Source organism: Streptomyces sp. NPDC045955 (assembly GCF_056430805.1).
The window spans coordinates 388,664-407,280 of record NZ_JBWKKY010000007.1 but is presented as its reverse complement, the minus strand read 5'-3'; the positions used below and the strand labels follow the sequence as shown (position 1 = coordinate 407,280).

General features: G+C 72.1%; 19 protein-coding genes. 14 read left to right on the top strand and 5 right to left on the bottom strand.

Annotated features, from left to right (window positions below):
- Nucleotides 1-4: 4 nt before the first annotated feature.
- A complete protein-coding gene (locus AC07F0_RS17755) occupies nt 5-847 on the bottom strand; it encodes a peptidoglycan recognition protein family protein (protein ID WP_478979930.1) in 843 nt (280 codons plus the stop codon).
- A gap of 260 nt (nt 848-1,107) precedes the next feature.
- On the opposite strand from AC07F0_RS17755, the gene AC07F0_RS17750 reads away from it, so the two are divergent.
- Entirely contained in the window at nt 1,108-2,292 is a 1,185-nt protein-coding gene (locus tag AC07F0_RS17750) for a MarP family serine protease (protein WP_478979850.1), read from the top strand.
- A 16-nt stretch (nt 2,293-2,308) separates the two neighbouring features.
- On the opposite strand, the gene AC07F0_RS17745 is transcribed toward AC07F0_RS17750, so the two are convergent.
- Nucleotides 2,309-2,806 (bottom strand): N-acetyltransferase family protein, encoded by a 498-nt coding sequence (locus AC07F0_RS17745; RefSeq protein ID WP_478979848.1) that lies wholly within the window; start codon nt 2,804-2,806, stop codon nt 2,309-2,311.
- Between the two features lie 70 nt (nt 2,807-2,876).
- Here AC07F0_RS17745 and AC07F0_RS17740 point away from each other — a divergent pair, with 70 nt between their 5' ends.
- Nucleotides 2,877-3,779, top strand: a complete 903-nt coding sequence (locus AC07F0_RS17740; RefSeq protein ID WP_478979846.1) for a TIGR01777 family oxidoreductase — start codon at nt 2,877-2,879, stop codon at nt 3,777-3,779.
- 263 nt (nt 3,780-4,042) lie between these two features.
- Nucleotides 4,043-5,449, top strand: coding sequence for an NAD(P)/FAD-dependent oxidoreductase (locus tag AC07F0_RS17735; protein WP_478979844.1), 1,407 nt, complete (start codon nt 4,043-4,045; stop codon nt 5,447-5,449).
- Between the two features lie 89 nt (nt 5,450-5,538).
- On the opposite strand, the gene AC07F0_RS17730 is transcribed toward AC07F0_RS17735, so the two are convergent.
- Nucleotides 5,539-7,011, bottom strand: coding sequence for a regulator (locus tag AC07F0_RS17730; RefSeq protein WP_478979842.1), 1,473 nt, complete (start codon nt 7,009-7,011; stop codon nt 5,539-5,541).
- Nucleotides 7,012-7,249: 238 nt separating this feature from the next.
- Here AC07F0_RS17730 and lipB point away from each other — a divergent pair, with 238 nt between their 5' ends.
- The 4 genes from lipB (at nt 7,250) to AC07F0_RS17710 (ending at nt 10,367) form a co-directional block, all read left to right on the top strand.
- Entirely contained in the window at nt 7,250-8,050 is an 801-nt protein-coding gene (gene lipB, locus AC07F0_RS17725; protein ID WP_478979840.1) for a lipoyl(octanoyl) transferase LipB, read from the top strand.
- Between the two features lie 94 nt (nt 8,051-8,144).
- Nucleotides 8,145-9,110, top strand: coding sequence for a lipoyl synthase (gene lipA / locus AC07F0_RS17720; protein WP_478979839.1), 966 nt, complete (start codon nt 8,145-8,147; stop codon nt 9,108-9,110).
- 260 nt (nt 9,111-9,370) lie between these two features.
- Entirely contained in the window at nt 9,371-9,583 is a 213-nt protein-coding gene (locus AC07F0_RS17715; protein WP_010037129.1) for an SCO2195 family GlnR-regulated protein, read from the top strand.
- A gap of 79 nt (nt 9,584-9,662) precedes the next feature.
- Nucleotides 9,663-10,367 carry a DUF4191 domain-containing protein gene (locus tag AC07F0_RS17710; RefSeq protein WP_478979837.1) on the top strand — a complete coding sequence of 235 codons (705 nt, stop codon included), beginning with the start codon at nt 9,663-9,665 and terminating at the stop codon, nt 10,365-10,367.
- 91 nt (nt 10,368-10,458) lie between these two features.
- Here AC07F0_RS17710 and AC07F0_RS17705 read toward each other — a convergent pair whose 3' ends face one another.
- Nucleotides 10,459-10,926: an RDD family protein gene (locus tag AC07F0_RS17705; RefSeq protein WP_478979835.1), complete on the bottom strand. Its 468-nt coding sequence runs from the start codon at nt 10,924-10,926 to the stop codon at nt 10,459-10,461.
- A gap of 210 nt (nt 10,927-11,136) precedes the next feature.
- On the opposite strand from AC07F0_RS17705, the gene glnA reads away from it, so the two are divergent.
- The 7 genes from glnA to AC07F0_RS17670 all read left to right on the top strand — a co-directional run bounded on the left by glnA (nt 11,137) and on the right by AC07F0_RS17670 (nt 17,945).
- Complete coding sequence (gene glnA / locus AC07F0_RS17700; RefSeq protein ID WP_059413695.1) at nt 11,137-12,546, top strand: type I glutamate--ammonia ligase; 1,410 nt, start codon at nt 11,137-11,139, stop codon at nt 12,544-12,546.
- A 132-nt stretch (nt 12,547-12,678) separates the two neighbouring features.
- Nucleotides 12,679-12,951, top strand: a complete 273-nt coding sequence (locus AC07F0_RS17695; RefSeq protein ID WP_478979833.1) for an SCO2583/SCO2584 N-terminal domain-containing protein — start codon at nt 12,679-12,681, stop codon at nt 12,949-12,951.
- A 37-nt stretch (nt 12,952-12,988) separates the two neighbouring features.
- Nucleotides 12,989-13,360, top strand: coding sequence for a cupin domain-containing protein (locus tag AC07F0_RS17690; protein ID WP_478979831.1), 372 nt, complete (start codon nt 12,989-12,991; stop codon nt 13,358-13,360).
- 97 nt (nt 13,361-13,457) lie between these two features.
- Complete coding sequence (htpX, locus tag AC07F0_RS17685) at nt 13,458-14,375, top strand: zinc metalloprotease HtpX (protein WP_478979830.1); 918 nt, start codon at nt 13,458-13,460, stop codon at nt 14,373-14,375.
- Between the two features lie 7 nt (nt 14,376-14,382).
- Nucleotides 14,383-14,967, top strand: a complete 585-nt coding sequence (gene pspAB, locus AC07F0_RS17680) for a PspA-associated protein PspAB (protein ID WP_478979828.1) — start codon at nt 14,383-14,385, stop codon at nt 14,965-14,967.
- Nucleotides 14,968-15,037: 70 nt separating this feature from the next.
- Nucleotides 15,038-16,678, top strand: a complete 1,641-nt coding sequence (locus AC07F0_RS17675; RefSeq protein ID WP_478979826.1) for an alpha/beta fold hydrolase — start codon at nt 15,038-15,040, stop codon at nt 16,676-16,678.
- 82 nt (nt 16,679-16,760) lie between these two features.
- Entirely contained in the window at nt 16,761-17,945 is a 1,185-nt protein-coding gene (locus AC07F0_RS17670; RefSeq protein WP_478979824.1) for a winged helix DNA-binding domain-containing protein, read from the top strand.
- A gap of 28 nt (nt 17,946-17,973) precedes the next feature.
- On the opposite strand, the gene AC07F0_RS17665 is transcribed toward AC07F0_RS17670, so the two are convergent.
- Entirely contained in the window at nt 17,974-18,585 is a 612-nt protein-coding gene (locus AC07F0_RS17665) for a TetR/AcrR family transcriptional regulator (protein WP_478979822.1), read from the bottom strand.
- Between the last annotated feature and the right edge of the window lie 32 nt (nt 18,586-18,617).

The window sequence follows — 18,617 nt, the reverse complement described above, 5'->3', positions numbered from 1 at the left end:
GTCCTCACCTCCAGTCGGCTGCCCGTGGTGGTGACCGTAGGGCGCCGGGATCTGAGGACGCTGCGCGCCGGCTGTGGCCTTCCTGTGGGCCCGCCGGCCGGCCCTGCAACCGGGCGGCCAGCTGCCTGATCTCGGGCAGCCTGGCGTGCAGGGCGGCGCCCGGGCAGCTGGTCATGTAGCCGTCGTTGTGGCCGGCGAGAGCGGGCAGCTCGGCGGCGGTGCCGGCCTCGTACCGGCTCAGGCCGTTGCTGGAGACCAGGCGGACGCTCGCCCGAGGGTCGGTGCCGGTCAGGCCGAGCTTCCAGGCGGACAGCGCGGCGATGGCGTGGATCATCGCCCGGGGTACGGGCATGCCGGCGGTGAAGGTGCCGAGGGCGGCGATGCCGGTGGTGCGGTGGTTGAAGCCCTGGGTGTGGGCGCCGGTGACGGCCCGCTCGACGCCGCCGGCCCGGCCCTCGTAGACGGTGCCGCAGCGGTCGACGACGAAGTTGTAGCCGATGTCGTCCCAGTCGCGGGTGCCGGTCTGGCCGGTGTACAGGTCCCGCAGGATGCCGGGCGCGTCGGCGCAGCCGTAGCCGTTGGGCGAGTCGGTGTGATGGACGAAGACGGCGGCGACCCGGTCGTCGTAGCGCGGGCGGGGCTGTGTGCGGGCGGCGTCGCCCAGCCACTGCGATCTCGGCACGATGTGCGGGCGCGGGGCGGTGTAGGGCGTGGCGGCGGGGCGGTGCGCGGCCGGGCGGGCGCCGGTCTCGGCGGCGTTCTCGACGCCGTGGGCGCACAGCACCAGCGCCGCGACGGCGGCGACCCCCGGCAGGCAGCCGATCAGCACCCGGGCCGCGCGCGGCATACCGGCTGTGCCGGGTGTCCCGGCGGGGCGGCGCCTGCGCGTACCTCGCCGTCTTCGCAAGACACGCATGGACCCACTGTCGGCCTGATCCGGTCCGTCCGCGATGTGTGATGTGCCACGCGGTGGAACCATCGTCACGGTCCGCGACGTTTTTCCGAGTGCACGCGCACGTGGCCGGTTCTGATCATTCACGCGCGTGTGACTGATCATCGGGCCCTTCCCCCACGTACTAAGGGGTTCCGACAGAAAGGCGGCGTTGCGTGGACCTGCTCGACATCCTGCTATTGCTGGTGGTCCTGGCGTATGCGGCGTCCGGCTACCGGCGCGGGCTGGTGGCCGGCTGTGTGTCGCTGGCGGGCTTCGTGGGCGGTGCGGTCGTCGGGGTGTGGATCCTGCCGTGGGTGATGGACCTGGTGCCTCCGGGGACGACCCGCGCGACGGTGACGGCGGTGCTGACAGTGTTGCTCCCGGCGGTGGTGGGCCACGAACTGGCGGGGCGTCTCGCGCTCCGGCTGCGACGGGAGCTGGACCGGGGGCCGCTGCGGGTGGCGGACGGGATCGGCGGGGCCGTGGCCAACTCGGTCGCGGTCCTGATCGTGGCGTGGGTGGCCGCCAGCGTCCTGGGCGCGTCCTCGTCACCGCTGGTCACCTCGGCGATCCGGGACTCCCGGCTGCTGGGCGCGGTGCAGGAGACGATGCCGGACACCACTCCGGCCTGGTTCTCGCGGGCCACGTCCGCGCTGACCGAGGCGGGCTTCCCGCAGGTCTTCAACCCCTTCGAGAACGAGTCGACCGCCGAGGTCGCCGCCCCCTCCGGCGACAGCGTCACGGCGGCCGCCACGAACGCCGCCAAGCTGAGCACGGTCAAGGTCGAGGGCGTCGCGGGCACGCAGGGCCGCGAGGGCAGCGGGTTCGTGTACGCGCGGGAGCACGTGATGACCAACGCCCACGTGGTGGCGGGCATCGACGAGCCGACCGTGCAGATCGGCGGGGTCGGGCGGACGTACGAGGCGCGGGTGGTGCTCTTCGACCCGCAGAAGGACGTGGCCGTGCTGTACGTGCCGGGCCTGAAGGCGCCCGTGCTGCGGTTCGACGGCGACGCCGAGCGCGGCGACTCGGCGGTGGTCGCGGGCTATCCGCAGGACGGCGACCTGAACCTCCAGGCGGCGACGGTCGCGAACCGGGTCCGGGCGACGGGCCAGAACATCTACAACGACGACACGGTCACCCGCGAGATCTACTCGATCCGTTCCACGGTGCGCCCCGGCAACTCCGGCGGGCCCCTCCTCACCACGGACGGCCGGGTCTTCGGCGTGGTCTTCGCCCGCTCCACCTCGGACGCCGAGACGGGCTACGTCCTGACGGCGGCCGAGGTCTCCTCCGACGCCGAGCGCGCGGCGAACGCGACGGCACCGGTCGACACGGGCGAGCTGGCCGCGTCGTAGGCGCCCTGGCACCGGTCTAGAGGAAACGTCCCATCAGCACGTCGTCCACGTACTTCCCGTCGAGCCGGAACTCCTCGGGCAGGACTCCCTCCACCACGAATCCCTCGGCCTCATAGAGCCCCCGCGCCGGGCTGTTGTGGGCGAGGACCCGCAGGGTGAGGCGGCGGGCACCGCGCCGGCGGGCCTCGTCCACTGCGGCCCGGACGAGTGCCCGCCCGACGCCCCGGCCGCGTGCCTCTTTTGAGACGACGAGGCCTTGAATCTGCAGCACGTGCCGGTTCGCTTCGACCGGCGTCGGGAAGCCGAGCCGCAGGTATCCCGCCAAGCGGTCACCTGATTCGGCGACCAGGCAGTCCTCGGGGGTGTGCCGGTCGGTGAAGAACGGCGGGTACGGCGGCTGCGGCTGGGGCATCACCGCGTGAAGATGCGACCAGGCGAGGCGGTCCAGCAGGGCCAGCCCATCGCCGTCATAGGGCGTGGCGACGCGTATACGGAGATCGCGGGACTCGGGCATGGCGTCACCCTACGGCGATGGCTTGTGGCCGTACGCCGGATTTATGGCGCCGGCGGGCAGGATGGGGCCCATGGAACGCTCACGAATCGCAGTGGCCGGTGCGTCCGGTCTCATCGGCGGCGCCCTGGTGCGGTCCCTGACCGCGGACGGGTACGAGGTGGTGCGCCTCGTGCGCCATGCGCCCCGGGCCGTGGACGAGGTCCGCTGGGACCCCGAGGGCGGGCGGGTGGACGCGGCCGGGCTCGCCGGGTGCGACGCGGTGGTGAACCTGGCCGGTGCGGGGGTCGGCAACCGCCGCTGGACGGACGCCTACAAGCAGCGGATCCGCGACAGCAGGGTGAACGGCACGGCAGCGCTCGCCCGCGCTGTCGCGTCGCTGGACGAGCAGGACCGGCCGCGGGTCTTCGTGAACGGCAGTGCCATGGGCTATTACGGCGAGACCGGGGACCGGGCCGTCGACGAGAGCGCCCCGGCGGGCGAGGGGTTCCTGCCCGAGCTGTGCGTGGAGTGGGAGGCCTCGACCGCACCCGCCCAGGAGGCCGGTGTCCGCACGGTGTTCACCCGGACCGGGCTGGTCGTGTCCCGCGAGGGCGGTGCGTGGGGGCGGCTGTTCCCGCTGTTCCTGGCCGGGCTCGGCGGGCGGATGGGCGACGGGCGGCAGTACTGGTCGTTCATCGCGCTGCACGACGAGGTCGCCGCGATCCGGCATCTCATCGACACCGACGACCTGTCCGGGCCGTTCAACCTCACCGCCCCGAACCCGCTGACGAACCGTGAGATCACCGCGGCGATGGGGCGCGTGCTGCACCGCCCGACGCTGTTCGCGGTGCCCGCGCCCGTCCTGCAGGCCGTGCTCGGCGAGATGGCCGGGGATGTGCTCGGCAGCGCCCGGGTCCTGCCGAGGCGACTGCTGGAGTCGGGGTTCCGGTTCGCCTTCCCGGAGATCGAGGGGGCGATCCGGGCGGCGTTGTGACGCACCCGGGAAAGCCCGCCGACCGGCTGCCGGCCGGCTGCCGGCCGACTGTTCCGAGACAGCCTCTCGCGCCGCACACCAGCCCTCTGTGACCACTTCATGCCCAAAAGGAATCCGTATGCTACCGCCGTGCGACCGTGCCCTGTCGATGCGCGACTCCCCCTGACCGATCACGGCCCTACGCTCGACCAGAACTCGCGTATCCCTGGGGCCTGTTGAGGGCATGACGTCTCCAGCGCCCGCGCAACCTCGAGGAGGGGCACGTGCTTGAGCCCGCTTACCAGGCGGACGTGGTCGTCGTGGGGGCCGGGGTCGCCGGACTCTCGGCCGCGCACCGGCTGACCCGCGCAGGAGTGACGACCATGGTCCTGGAGGCCGCCGACGGGGTCGGCGGCCGGATGGCGACGGAGAAGGTCGACGGCTTCCGGCTCGACAGGATCGGCCAGTTGCTGTCCACGGCATACCCGGAACTACGGCTGACACCCGGCCTCGGCACCCTCGCGCTGCGCCCCTTCTCGCCCGGGGTCCTGCTGCACGGCGACGGACGCCACCATCGCGCGGGCGTCCAGGCGGGCACAGGGAGCGCACGGGGCGCACTGCACGCCGTGCGCGCCCTGGCGAGCGCCCCCCGGTCGCCGTCCGCGCCCAGGCCGCCCAGGAGGCCGGTGGCGGTGCCCGGCCGGCAGGTCTCGGTGCCCCGGAGCCGGTCCGGTGCGCCGCTGGGCACGGCCGTCGACCAGGCCCGCCTGGGTGCCGCCCTGACCCGGCTGGCCGGCACCCCGGCCGAACGGCTGCTGGCCCGCCCGGAGCTGCCCGCCGGTGAGGCCCTGGCGGCTCGCGGGCTGCCGGCCCGTACGATCGACGGCTTCCTGCGTCCGCTGCTCGCCGCCCTGCTGTGCGACCCGGATCTGACGACGTCCAGCCGGTGCGCGGACCTCGCGCTGCGCGCCTTCGCGGGCGGCCGGCTGTGTCTGCCGGAGGGCGGCGCCGAGGCCCTGCCGGAGCTGCTGGCGAGCACGCTGCCGCCGGGCACCGTGCACACCGGCGTGCGCGTCACCTCCGTCTCCACGACCTCGGTGACCACCGCCGAGCACGGCGAGATCCGCTGCCGGGCGGTGCTGGTGGCGACGGGCGCCAGGGCCGCGGCCGAGTTGCTGCCCGGGTTGCGGGTGCCGGACTTCCATCCGGTGACGGTGGTACATCACACGACGGACGAGCCGCCGGGGACGGGGGCGTCCTTGCTGCTCGACGCGGATCTCGGTGGGCCGGTCGCGTATACGGCGGTGGTCAGCCGCGTCGATCCGTCCCGGGCGCCGGCGGGGCGGGCCCTGGTGTCTTCGACGGTGCTGGGCCGACCGCCGGGGGATGTCGACACGGCTGTGCGGATGCATGTGGCGCGGCTGTACGGGGTGTCGACGGCTCGGTGGGAGACGTTGGCCGTGCACCACACGGCGGAGGCCGTGCCCGCGATGCGGCCGCCGCATGATCTGCGGCGGCCGGTGCGGTTGCTTGCGGGGCTGTATGTGTGCGGGGATCACCGGGACACCAGTACGGTTCAGGGTGCTCTGCACTCCGGGCATCGGGCGTCGGCGGCGATCTTGGCGGACTTGGGGGCGGGGCGGTCTCTGCATATGGCCGACCCTGTGCCGACCGTGCCCCGGGCCGCGTAGGCATTTCGTCGGGTGCGGGCACGTGGGGGCTGAGCGCGCCCCACGCGGCGGAGCCGCACATCGACACAGCCCCGCGCCCCTGACTCCCTCTAACCAAGGGCCGCTACTTTGTCGCGGTAAGTCCGCACGGGCGCCGCGTCCTTGTACGGTTCCAGCCTGCGCTCGAAGTCCCTCACGTACTCCACCGCCCGTACCGAGCGCATCTCCGCGGCCTGGCCCGCCGCCTCCGCGGCCAGTTGGCAGGCCTGGTCGAGTTCGCCGAGGCCGAGGCGGGCGGTGGCGAGGACGACGCGGCAGAACAGGCGACTGCGGGCGTAGGACGGGGCGCGGAGCTGGAGTGAGCGTTCCGCGTGCTGGGCGGCGGCGCGGAACTGCTGAAGGTCCCGGTGGCAGTGCCCGAACTCGTCGGCGAGCTGCGCCTCGTCGAAGAACGCGGCCCAGTGCGGGACGTCGTCACCGGACCGGGCCGTCTCCAGGGCGCGCTCGGCGCGGACCAGCGCGGCCGTGCAGGCCCGCACCTCGCCGAGGACGCCGTGTCCGCGCGCCTCGGAGGCGTGCAGCAGCGCCTGTACGACCGGCGCGGCCGAGGTGCCGACGCCCTGCTGGGCCACGCGCGCGAGCTGCACCGCCTCCCGCCCGTGCCCGAGGTAGACGGCCTGCCGGCTCATGGTGACCAGCACGTACGCCCCGTACGTCCGGTCCCCGGCCGCCTGGGCGAGCCGGAGCGCCTGCACGAAGTACCGCTGGGCGAGTCCGTGCGCGGCGATGTCGTACGACGTCCAGCCCGCGAGCCGGGTCAGGTCGGCGGCGGCGGCGAACAGCCGGCGGCCGGTCTGCTCGCCGTAGGTGCCGCGCAGCATGGGCTCGCACTCGTGCTCCAGGTAGCGCACGAGGGCCTGGCGGGCGTGGCCGCCACCGTAGGCGTCGTCGAGGGTGCGGAACAGCTCGCCGACGGAGCGCAGGGCGGCGATGTCGCCGGCGGTCACCTTCTGGCCGGGCCCGCGTTCGTCCTGCCCGCGCCGGTGGGGCGGGGACGGCACCCCCTGCTCGGCCGGGGGCCGGAGGGCGGGGCGGCCCTGGGCCGGGATGCGGGCGGCGGCCGGCTCGCCCCGGGCCACCTTCTCGTCGGCGCGGCCGATCAGCCAGTCCCGGCTGGGCACGACGAGCCCGGCGGGCGTGAAGGCGATCTTGCGCAGCTCGGCGTGGCTGCCGGAGTCCTTGCGCCACAGCCCGCTGACGATGTCGACGGCCTCCTCGGGGGTGGACGCGAACTCCAGCCCCGCGTAGACGGGCGCGCAGGCGTCCAGGCCGAGGTCCTGGGCGGTGAGGCGGCGGCCCAGGCGCCGGGTGAAGACCTCGGCGATCAGCGCGGGCGTGGTGCCCCTGGGCTGCTGGCCGCGCAGCCACCGGGTGACGGATGTCTTGTCGTATCTCAGGTCGAGTCCGTGTTCGAGACCGAGCTGGTCCACGCGACGGGCGAGACCCGCGTTGGAGAACCCCGCTTCTGCGATGAGCGCGGCGAGTTGTCGGTTGGGGGTGCGCTGCGCGGGTCGTTCCGTCATGGTGCGGTGCGGTCTCCTGCCTTCCGGTGCTGGTGATCTGCCGGATTGCCTGTGAGCAGGCCTTTTGGCTTGCTGGACGGCGCGAATGTAGCGGAGAGTAAACACCCCATCACACATTTTCCCGGACATTCATCCGATCGTGTGAGGATTGACCCCAGGACTGACGTGTCCGGGCCGGACGTACAGTGGCTGGGGCGCGATGCGTGCCTGACACACCCGTCCGAGGGAGGCGCTTGCCGTGAGTGGGTTGCGGTTCGTCCGCATGGGGTTCGGTGACGAGGCCGTCGAGTACCAGGAGGCGTGGGACGAGCAGCGCCGGGTGCACGCGGCGCGCTTCGCGGACGAGGTCCCCGACACCGTGCTGCTCCTGGAGCACCCCCCGGTCTACACGGCGGGCCGGCGCACGGCGGACAACGAGCGGCCCCTCGACGGCACGCCGGTCGTCGACGTGGACCGCGGCGGCAAGATCACCTGGCACGGCCCCGGCCAACTGGTGGGCTACCCGATCCAGAAGCTTCCGCGCCCGGTGGACGTCGTGGCGCACGTGCGCCGCCTCGAAGAGGCCCTGATCCGCACCTGCGCGGAGTTCGGCCTGGAGACCACCCGGGTCGAGGGCCGCAGCGGCGTGTGGGTGCTGGGCGACCCGGTCGAGCAGCGCCCCGCGCTCGGCGGACTGGCCCTGGACTTCGACCCGCGGGTGCACGACGAGGAGTTCGACCCGCGCCTGAACGGCCCGGAGTACGCGCCGTCCAACGCGGGCCAGCGCCGCGAGGACCGCAAGATCGCCGCGATCGGCATCCGCGTGGCCAAGGGCGTCACCATGCACGGCTTCGCGCTCAACGTGAACCCGGACAACAAGTGGTTCGACCGGATCATCCCGTGCGGCATCCGTGACGCGGGGGTCGCCTCCCTGGCGAACGAACTGGGCCGCGACGTGACGATCGAGGAGGTCCTGCCGGTCGTCGAGCGGCACCTGCGGGACGTCCTGGAGAACGCCGAGCTGAAGCCGCGGGAGATCGAGAGGACGCCGGCGGCATAAATCGGGCCGTGGAGGGGCTGGCACCCACACAGGCATTCAAATCAACGGGCGTACCCTTGAGGACGCCGAAGAATCAATCGCTAGGGAGCCGGTCGTGTCCGCAGTCGCACCCGACGGACGCAAGATGCTGCGCCTGGAGGTCCGCAACAGCCAGACCCCCATCGAGCGCAAGCCCGAGTGGATCAAGACCCGGGCGAAAATGGGCCCCGAGTACACCAAGATGCAGAACCTCGTGAAGAGCGAGGGCCTGCACACGGTCTGCCAGGAAGCCGGCTGCCCCAACATCTACGAGTGCTGGGAGGACCGCGAGGCCACGTTCCTCATCGGCGGCGACCAGTGCACCCGGCGCTGCGACTTCTGCCAGATCGACACCGGCAAGCCCGAGGCGCTCGACCGCGACGAGCCGCGCCGCGTGGGTGAGTCCGTGGTCACCATGGACCTGAACTACGCCACGATCACCGGCGTCGCCCGTGACGACCTGGAGGACGGCGGCGCCTGGCTGTACGCGGAGACGGTCCGCCAGATCCACCAGCAGACGGCGGGCCGCGAGGCCGGCCGGACGAAGGTCGAGCTGCTCGCGCCCGACTTCAACGCGGTGCCGGAGCAGCTGGAGGAGGTCTTCTCCTCCCGCCCCGAGGTCTTCGCGCACAACGTCGAGACGGTCCCGCGGATCTTCAAGCGGATCCGCCCGGGCTTCCGCTACGAGCGCTCCCTGAAGGTCATCACCGCGGCCCGCGACTACGGCCTCGTCACCAAGTCGAACCTGATCCTCGGCATGGGCGAGACCCGCGAGGAGGTCAGCGAGGCGCTGAAGCAGCTGCACGACGCGGGCTGCGAGCTGGTCACCATCACGCAGTACCTGCGGCCCTCCGTGCGCCACCACCCGGTGGAGCGCTGGGTCAAGCCGCACGAGTTCGTGGAGCTGCAGGAGGAGGCCGAGCAGATCGGCTTCTCCGGTGTGATGTCGGGCCCGCTGGTGCGGTCCTCGTACCGCGCCGGGCGGCTCTACCGGATGGCCATGGAGCAGCGCGACGCGCGCATCGCGGCCCAGGCCGTCTGACGAACCGTCACCGCCCTTCCCGCCGAAGGGCGAGACAAGCGTGTGAATTCGCGCACAAGAGACTACTCGTCGGTAGTGACCGATATGACGCGGTCCTGACCGTCCTCGCAGATGAGGGCGTATGTCAGGACCGCGTCGGCGTTCCACGGATCCCCGCCGGGGCTTCATGGGTGTTTGACCGGTCGGACACGCCCTGGTAACACCAATCAGTGACGCTGAACTCACAGCACGTACACCGCTCCCGAGGGGGGACCTCACCCATGCAGGCCGCGCCCGTTCGCGCCACCGCGATTCCGTCCTTCACCACCGCCCTGCGTGCCGTCGAGTCGCTGCTGCTGAGCAGCGGTCAGCGCACCGCCCGCCGCAACGCCTGGACCTCCGTGCTGGAGGACCGCCGTCGCGCCAAGGACCGGGTCGAGGCGCAGCGCGTCCTCGAGCAGTCCGTCTCCCGGTCCCTCTCCGTCCACCCCTGAGCCCGCTCCCCTCCCCCGCGAGTCCACCCCGCGGACACTGCCGTCGTAGGCGCTTGTGGGGCCACGTAGACTGCGTGGCATGGCGAGGAAGGAACCTGCAGCGGACGCTGCGAACCCCGGGCGACTGAAGCAGATCGCCCTGACCTACAAGATGACCCGCAAGGCCGACAAGAAGATCGGTCTTGTACTCGCGGCAGTCGGAATCGTCACCTTCGGTGTCTTCCTCGCGATCGGTTTCTTGATCGGTCACCCCATCTATCTCGGCATCCTGGGCCTCCTGCTCGCCTTCCTCGCGTCGGCGATCGTGTTCGGGCGCCGGGCCGAGCGGGCCGCCTTCGGGCAGATGGAGGGCCAGCCCGGTGCCGCGGCGGCGGTGCTCGACAACATCGGCCGGGGGTGGACGACGACCCCCGCGGTGGCGATGAACCGCAACCAGGACGTGGTGCACCGCGCGGTCGGCAAGGCCGGCATCGTCCTGGTCGCCGAGGGCAACCCGAACCGGGTGAAGTCCCTGCTCGCCGCCGAGAAGAAGAAGATGAACCGCATCGTCGCGGACGTCCCGGTGCACGACCTGGTGGTGGGCACGGGCGACGGCCAGGTCGAGCTGAAGAAGCTGCGCACGACCATGCTGAAGCTGCCCCGCGTGCTGACCGGCCCGCAGGTCACCGCCACCAACGACCGGCTGCGCGCCCTGGGCGACCTGATGAGCAACATGCCGCTGCCGAAGGGGCCGATGCCCAAGGGCATGCGGATGCCGAGGGGCGGCGGGCCGAAGGCGCGCTGACAGCACTCACTCGACCTGCGCGAAGGGCCGCCCGGATCACTCCGGGCGGCCCTTCGTCCATGTCCGTTCGTTCGTGTCGGATACGGACGTGTCAGATACGGACCTCGACCGTGCCCGCCAGCCGGTCGTGCAGGCCCCGGCCGTCGCGGTCCCAGATCAGGGCGGGGATCGCGAGGAAGAGCAGGACCGTGCGCAGCACCGCGCGCCAGGGGCTGACCCGGCCGGTGTCCAGGGCGAGCACCCGCAGGCCGAGGAGCCGCTTGCCCGGCGTGGAGCCGACCGTACCGACCGTGAGGACCATCAGGGCGAACATGATCAGCGGCGCCCAGATCTGGGCCGCTTCGTTGTAGCTCTGGGTGATGAGACCGTATGCGATCAGGAGGCTCAGGCCCCAGTCCACGGCGAGGGCGCCGAGCCGCCGCCCCGGGCGGGCGATCGAGCCGGGTCCCTCCTCGGGCAGACCGAGCTGCTCACCCCGGTATCCGAAGTCGACACCGGCCTCTTCCGCCGCCGCGCGGGGCCCGGAAAGCCACGATCCGAGTGCGTGCCTGTTGTCCACCCGTCCACGGTACTGCGCCCGGAAATGACCAGGGCACGGCGGGGTGCGTCGGGGCTACGGTGGAACCCGAGCCGGTTAACTTGTGCGAAACAAATGAGTCACGCCCGAGAAACCACCCGTCCCTAGGGTCGAGGTCAGCGTGTGCCACCCGCACTGGCCGCACGAACGAACTACCACCCCGGCGGAACGGTCGGGAGTAGGAGGAGCTGGATGTTCCAGAACGCCGACGAGGCCAAGAAGTTCATCGCGGACGAGGACGTCAAGTTCATCGACGTCCGCTTCTGCGACCTGCCGGGCGTGATGCAGCACTTCACGGTGCCTGCGGAGGCGTTCGACGCGGACGAGGAGCTGGCCTTCGACGGCTCGTCCATCCGCGGCTTCCAGGCCATCCACGAGTCCGACATGGCGCTGCGCGCGGACCTGTCGACCGCCCGGGTCGACCCGTTCCGCCGCGACAAGACGCTGAACATCAACTTCTTCATCCACGACCCGATCACGGGCGAGCAGTACTCCCGTGACCCGCGCAACGTGGCGAAGAAGGCCGAGGCCTACCTCGCCTCCACCGGTATCGCCGACACGGCGTACTTCGGTCCCGAGGCCGAGTTCTACGTCTTCGACTCCGTCCGCTTCGCGACCACCGCGAACGAGTCCTTCTACCACATCGACTCCGAGGCCGGCGCCTGGAACACCGGTGCCCTCGAGGACAACCGTGGTTACAAGGTCCGCTACAAGGGCGGCTACTTCCCGGTCCCGCCGGTCGACCACTTCGCCGACCTGCGCGCCGAGATCTCCCTGGAGCTGAACCGGGCCGGTCTGCAGGTCGAGCGCCAGCACCACGAGGTGGGCACCGCCGGTCAGGCCGAGATCAACTACAAGTTCAACACGCTGCTCGCCGCCGCCGACGACCTCCAGCTCTTCAAGTACATCGTGAAGAACGTGGCGTGGAAGAACGGCAAGACCGCGACCTTCATGCCGAAGCCGATCTTCGGTGACAACGGCTCGGGCATGCACGTCCACCAGTCCCTGTGGTCGGGCGGCTCCCCGCTGTTCTACGACGAGGCCGGTTACGCGGGCCTGTCGGACACCGCCCGCTACTACATCGGCGGCATCCTCAAGCACGCCCCGTCGCTGCTGGCCTTCACCAACCCGACGGTGAACTCGTACCACCGTCTGGTCCCCGGCTTCGAGGCCCCGGTCAACCTGGTCTACTCGCAGCGCAACCGCTCCGCCGCGATGCGTATCCCGATCACGGGCTCGAACCCGAAGGCCAAGCGCGTCGAGTTCCGCGCGCCCGACTCCTCCGGCAACCCGTACCTCGCGTTCTCCGCGCTGCTGCTCGCGGGCCTGGACGGCATCAAGAACAAGATCGAGCCGGCCGAGCCGATCGACAAGGACCTCTACGAGCTGGCTCCCGAGGAGCACGCGGGCGTCCCGCAGGTCCCGACCTCGCTCCCGGCCGTCCTCGACTCCCTCGAGGCCGACCACGAGTTCCTCCTCCAGGGCGACGTGTTCACGCCGGACCTGATCGAGACGTGGATCGACTACAAGCGCACGAACGAGATCGCGCCGCTTCAGCTGCGTCCGCACCCGCACGAGTTCGAGCTGTACTTCGACGTGTGATCGACGCCTGATCCGTGTGATCGACGCCTGATCGAGGCATCACGACCGCGCCTCCGCCGTCCGTACGGGCAGCGGGGGCGCGGTCGTGTGTTCTATTCTGCTGGCAGGACCTCACGGGGGTGGGAGCAGGAGATGCCCGAGCACGAACAGGACGGCCAGGAGCGCGAGTTCGACCTCAGATGGGCGGACAGCGCCGAGCACAAGGAGCCCTCCGCGCGGGCCCGTATGCTCGCCGCGCGCTGGAAGCACAACCCGCCCGGGCCCGTGCCCTTCCGCCCCGAGCCCGACCACAGGTCGTCCGGCCGTGGGGCCCGCTCGTCGTGGGTGTCGACGGCCGTGGTGCTCGGCTGCGTGGCCGCGGTGATCGTGCTGCTCGGCTACCTCAACTTCCGGGCGCCCTACTAAGTCGTGTCCGTCGAGGCGGGTGCTAGCGTCCGGCCGCGTGGATGACAGTGTGTACGTGGGTAACGCGGGCAAGGACGCGGCGCTGGACCGGGGGTGGCTCCTCGGGCACTTCAAGGACGTGGGCGATCCGCGGCACAGTGAGGCCGTCGAGATCAAGTGGGGTGTCCATCCGGCCGGCGACGAGCGGGCGCAGTGGGTGCGGGGCGAGGAGCGGACCGCGCTGCTGGTGCTCATCAGCGGGCGCTTCCGGGTGGAACTTCCCGGTCGCAGTGTCCTGCTGGAGCGGCAGGGCGACTACGTCGTGTGGGGACGCGGGATCGACCACTCCTGGTGCGCCGAGGAGGAGTCGGTGGTGCTGACGGTCCGGTGGCCGTCCGTGCCCGGGTACGCGGTGGCCGCGGGCGGCTGACGCCTTTGCCGGGTCTGGGGGCGATCGCGACCCGTTCATGGGCGCGGCCGGGTGCACACTGGCAGTGGGACGAGTGCGTGACTGCGGGGTGATGCAGATGCACAGCCGCTTCCGGAGCGACCGGCGGTTGACCACCCGTATGGGGATCACGCTGTTCCTGCTCGGGCTGGTGTACGTGGGGTTCGTCGCGGCGCTGATCGTGCTGCTGAAGTCGTGGGTGCTGATCGTGCTGGTCGCGGCGGCGGTGCTCGGGGCGCAGTACTGGTTCTCGGACCGGGTCGCCCTGTTCGCGATGCGCGGGCGGGTCGTGGAGCGGGAGGAGTATCCCGAGCTGCACGGGGTCGTGGACCGGCTGTGCGCCATCGCGGACATGCCCAAGCCGGTGGTGGCCGTGTCCGATATGGAGATGCCCAACGCGTTCGCGACGGGGCGGAATCCCGGCCATGCCGTGGTCTGTGTGACGACCGGGCTGCTCAGGCGCCTGGAGCCGGCCGAACTGGAGGGCGTCCTCGCGCACGAGCTGTCGCATGTGGCGCACAAGGACGTCGCCGTGATCACGGTCGCCTCGTTCCTCGGTGTGCTCGCCGGTCTGATCGTGCGGTTCGCCTTCTACTCGCAGTTGTTCGGCGGGGGACGGCGGGACCAGAACACGGCGGTGGTCTTCGCCGCGGTGATGGGCGTGTCGGCGGCGGTGTACGCGTTGAGCTTCCTGCTGATCCGGTCCCTGTCCCGGTACCGGGAGCTGGCCGCGGACCGTGCGGCGGCGCTGCTCACCGGCCGGCCCTCGGCGCTGGCCTCCGCCCTCACCAAGGTCTCGGGGGACATCGCCCGCATCCCGACGAAGGACCTGCGCACGGCCCAGGCCTTCAACGCCTTCTACTTCACGCCGGCGCTGGGCCGCGAGCCCGGTGTCGCGCGGCTCTTCTCGACCCACCCGAGCCTGGAGCAGCGGCTCGACCAGCTGGGCCGGATCTCCGCCGAGCTGGGCGAGGCGACGTCAGCCGGAGGGGTGTGAGCGGGGCATGGGGCTGCTGGACATTCTGCTCGGCCGCACGAAGCCGGTCGCGCCGGATCTCGACCGGCTCTTCGCGTTGCCGTCGGCAGCCGTGACACTGGAGGCCGTGGCGGGCTTCACCCCGACCGGGCAGGGCGCGGTGTGCTTCGCCACGGTCGAGGGCGCGGCCTTCGAGCAGACTCACCGCGAGGTGCAGGCGCTGCTGGACGCGGACACCGACCGCGACGGCCCTCCGGTGGAACTGCGGCAGGACGACTACGGCTACTCCTGGCTGGTCTCGCACCGCGCCCCCGACCAGCTGGCCCCGCTCGTGACGGACCTGCACGCCGTGAACAGCCAGATGGAGGTCAACGGGTTCGGCCCGCAACTCCTGTGCTCCCTGGCGGGGTTCCGGGACCGGGCGGGCCGGCGGCTCGGGCTGGTCTACCTCTACAAGCGCGGCACCTTCTACCCGTTCGCGCCCCTGCCGGGAGAAGCCCAGCGGCGTGACAACGCGCTGGAGCTCCGGGTACGGGCGGCGCTCGCCCAGGACCTGCCGATCGAGCAGGACCTGAACCGCTGGTTCCCGGTGTGGGGGGCGCCGGGTCTTTGATCGCCCGTGGTGTGATCGCCCGTGGTGTGATCGCCCCTCACGAGGCCCGGCCGCGTGCGTGAATGGCCGCATGAGTGAGCTCATCCCCTTCACGCACACCGTCGACGGCGAAAGACTCAGCGGGCTGTCCGGCGGCACCAGCCCGGGTGAGTCGGCCAGGGCGACGGCCGTCCTGCTGCACGGCGCGGGCAACGGCAGCAAGGAGCGGCTGGTGCCGCTGCTGGAGGAGTTCGCCGCGCACGGCTGCCACGCCCTCGCCTTCGACTTCTCCGGGCACGGGGAGAGCACCGGCCTGCTGCGGGAACTGAGCCTGCGCCGCCGCTTCGAGCAGGCCGTGTCCGTCATCGACGCGCACGCGCGCGTGGCCGGGCCGCTGATCCTGGTCGGCTTCAGCATGAGCGGCCAGACGGTGGCCGATCTCGCCCGGCACTACGGGGGCCGGGTGGCGGCCCTGGGACTGTGCGCGCCGGCGGTGTACGCGGCTCAGGCGTGGGACGTGCCGTTCGGTGCGGGTGACGGGCGGTTCAGCGAGATCATCCGGCGGCCCGCAAGCTGGCGGGAATCGGCCGCGCTCGACGTCCTGCGAGGGTACGAGGGGCGGGCGGTGCTCGTGGTGCCGGGCACGGACGAGGTCATCCCGCCCGCCGTGACGGACGCCGTCTCGGCGGCGCTGGCCCGGCGCGCCCAGTTCACCCACTGGGAACTCCCCGAGGCGGAGCACCGGTTGGGCCGGTGGTTCCGTGACCACCCCGGCGACCTGCGGGATTTCGTCACCGCCGTCCTGACCGGGCTCGGTGACCAGGGCTGGACGGCGACCCGCGCGTGGGTGGCCAAGCAGCTCCCAAAGGGCCGTACGGTCGACAAGTCCGCTTTCCTCACCGGCGGTTGGAGCGCCCAGATGCGGCGGCTCACCCTCGACGACGGCACTGCACTCGCCCTGCGGACCTTCGTGAAGCCCTTCTTCCGGCGGCACGCCCCCGGGCTGCTGGCCCGCGAGGCGGAGGTGCTCACGCTGCTGGCCGGGGAGGACGGTGTGCCGGCTCCCGAGCTGACCGGCGTGGACGCCACCGCCGAGCAGTGTGACCACCCGTCCCTGCTGATGTCCGGGCTGCCTGGGCGGGTCCGGGTCGACGAGGAGGACCTCGACCGCCGGGTGGACCTGCTGGCGGCGCAGCTCGCCCGGATCCACCGGGTCGTTCCCGTGGAGCGGCCCCGTCCGTATCAGGCTTGGACCTCCCCGGAGCGGGTGCAGGCGCCGGCGGGTGCGATGTGGGAGCGGGCGGTGGACGTGATCCGCCGTGACCCGCCGCCGTACGAGGGCTGCTTCCTGCACCGGGATTACCACCCCGGGAACGTGCTGCTCACGGGCTCGGGAGATGGCTTGCGGATCAGCGGGGTCGTCGACTGGGTGGAGACCTCGTGGGGTCCCGCCGACCTGGACGTCGCCCACTGCTCGACCGCCCTGGCGCTGCTGTACGGCCCGGAGTACGGCCTGGGTTTCCCGGAGCACTACGCGGCGCACGGCGGCCACCGGCTCGCCGACGGCCCGGACCACCTGTACTGGCGGCTGCTCGACGCCCTGGCCTACGCCCCCGACGCGGCGAAGCCGGCTGGCCCCTGGCGGGAACTGGGCCGGACCGATCTGACACCGGAGGTGCTGGGCGGGCGGTTGGAGGCGTATGTGGCGGGGCTGCTGGAGCGATACGCCTGAGCCGGGCCGCCGGCGGTCGATTGTCAGTGGCCTTCGCGAAGATGCAGTGGGAGTCGGACGGGCACGACGAGTGGAGGCCGGTATGGGCGGGGCGCAGCGGTACATCGGGGTGGCTGAGCGGCGGGCCCGTCTCGCGCTGCGGCAGCGGTTGGCGGGGCAGGCGCGGGCGGGGACTCCCGAGGAGGTCGCCGGTTCGCTCGTCGCCCTGCACGGCACGGACCCGGCGACGGTGTATCTGGCCGTGGGCGCGCGGCTCGCGGATCCCTCGGGGACGGTGGCGCAGACCGGGCGCGCGCTGTACGACGACCGTTCCCTGGTGCGGATGCACGGCATGCGGCATACGGTGTTCGTGTTCCCCACGGCCCTGACCGCCGTCGTGCACGCCTCGACCGGCCTGGCGGTCGCCGCCCGGGAGCGGGCCGCGCTGCTCAGGGACATGGCGGCGGCCGGGGCGCCGGACGCGGCCTGGCTGACCGAGGTCGAGGAGTCGGCGCTGGCGTCACTCGCCCGGCGCGGGCAGGCCACGGCCGCCGAACTCGCAGAGGACGAGCCGCGCCTGCGGCAGCAGTTCGTGTACGCGGCCGGGAAGCGCTATGAGGGGGTGCACACGGTCTCGACCCGGCTGCTGAGGGTGCTGGGCGTCGAGGGGAAGGTCGTCCGCGGCCGGCCGCTCGGCTCGTGGACGTCCAGCCAGTTCCGCTGGGCCGTCGCGCCCGAGCATCCCGAACTGGCCCCGGCGCAGGCGCAGGCGGAGCTGCTGAGACGGTGGCTCACCGCGTGCGGTCCGGCGACCGAGGCCGATCTGAAGTGGTGGACGGGATGGCGCGTGACAGAGGTCCGCGCGGCGCTGGCCGCGATCGGGGCGCGGCCGGTGTCGCTGGACGAGGGCACGGGGTACGTGACCGACGGCGACGTCGACGAGGTGGCCGCGCCCGGCGAGCCCTGGGCGGCGCTGCTGCCCGGCCTCGACCCGACGGCGATGGGGTGGCAGCAGCGCGACTGGTATCTCGCGCCGGGGCTGCGGCCCCGGCTGTTCGACCGCAGCGGGAACGTCGGGCCGACGGTGTGGTGGAACGGACGCGTGGTCGGCGGGTGGGCCCAGCGGCCCGGCGGGGAGATCGTCTGGCGGATCCTCGACGAGGAGGGGGTGGGCCGGGATGCGATCGCGGCGATCGAGAGGGAAGCGGAGCGGCTGAGCGGGTGGGTGGGGACGACGAGGATCACGCCGCGCTTCCGGACGCCGTTGGAGAAGGAGCTGTCGGCGTAGCCGGAAGGGGCGCCGGGTCTTCGCGGCGTCAGGCCCGTACGTACACCCCCGCCCGCGCCGCAGCCGCCGCCGCCTCCGCCGCCCGGTCGGCCATCGTCTCGTCGAGGCGGCCGCCGCTGATGAGCAGGTGGTAGTAGAGCGGGGCGGAAACGGCACGGACCACCTCATGGGTGTCGGTGCCTTCGGGTACCTCGCCCCGGTCGACGGCCTGCCGGACACAGGGAGCCCACTCCCTGACGCGGATGTCGTAAAAGCGATGCAGCGCCGCTGCCGTCTTGGTGTCGGCGGTGGCGGCGGCGATCAGTGCCTTGAACAGCGGTCCCTGTCTCGGGTCCGCCAGGGTCCGCTGCACGAGCCGGGCGTTGGCCGTCAGGTCGCCGAGCAGTGAACCGGTCTCGGTGCGCGGCGCGGACTGCTCGGCCATGTCCGCCAGGACGTCCGCGACCAGCCCGGTCACCGTCCCCCAGCGGCGGTAGACGGTCGTCTTGCCCACACCGGCACGGCGGGCGATGTCGGCCAGATCCAGGCCGGTGAAGCCCTGCTCGGTCAGGGCGTCCTCGGCCGCCCGCAGCACCGCCTCCCTGACCCGCGCCGTGCGGCCCCCGGGCCGCACGGTCCCCGGCTCGCCTCCATCAGCCATAACGGCACTCCAGTTCCATTAAGCCTTTCGCT

Excerpts from the sequence above, each read along its gene's own strand:
- AC07F0_RS17740 (WP_478979846.1), top strand. The coding sequence starts at position 2,877 with ATGGAACGCTCACGAATCGCAGTGGCCGGTGCGTCCGGTCTCATCGGC.
- AC07F0_RS17755 (WP_478979930.1), bottom strand. The coding sequence starts at position 847 with ATGCCGCGCGCGGCCCGGGTGCTGATCGGCTGCCTGCCGGGGGTCGCC.
- AC07F0_RS17745 (WP_478979848.1), bottom strand. The coding sequence starts at position 2,806 with ATGCCCGAGTCCCGCGATCTCCGTATACGCGTCGCCACGCCCTATGAC.
- AC07F0_RS17710 (WP_478979837.1), top strand. The coding sequence starts at position 9,663 with ATGGCGAGGAAGGAACCTGCAGCGGACGCTGCGAACCCCGGGCGACTG.
- AC07F0_RS17715 (WP_010037129.1), top strand. The coding sequence starts at position 9,371 with ATGCAGGCCGCGCCCGTTCGCGCCACCGCGATTCCGTCCTTCACCACC.
- AC07F0_RS17695 (WP_478979833.1), top strand. The coding sequence starts at position 12,679 with ATGCCCGAGCACGAACAGGACGGCCAGGAGCGCGAGTTCGACCTCAGA.
- AC07F0_RS17675 (WP_478979826.1), top strand. The coding sequence starts at position 15,038 with ATGAGTGAGCTCATCCCCTTCACGCACACCGTCGACGGCGAAAGACTC.
- glnA (WP_059413695.1), top strand. The coding sequence starts at position 11,137 with ATGTTCCAGAACGCCGACGAGGCCAAGAAGTTCATCGCGGACGAGGAC.
- AC07F0_RS17730 (WP_478979842.1), bottom strand. The coding sequence starts at position 7,011 with ATGACGGAACGACCCGCGCAGCGCACCCCCAACCGACAACTCGCCGCG.
- AC07F0_RS17665 (WP_478979822.1), bottom strand. The coding sequence starts at position 18,585 with ATGGCTGATGGAGGCGAGCCGGGGACCGTGCGGCCCGGGGGCCGCACG.
- pspAB (WP_478979828.1), top strand. The coding sequence starts at position 14,383 with ATGGGGCTGCTGGACATTCTGCTCGGCCGCACGAAGCCGGTCGCGCCG.
- htpX (WP_478979830.1), top strand. The coding sequence starts at position 13,458 with ATGCACAGCCGCTTCCGGAGCGACCGGCGGTTGACCACCCGTATGGGG.
- AC07F0_RS17670 (WP_478979824.1), top strand. The coding sequence starts at position 16,761 with ATGGGCGGGGCGCAGCGGTACATCGGGGTGGCTGAGCGGCGGGCCCGT.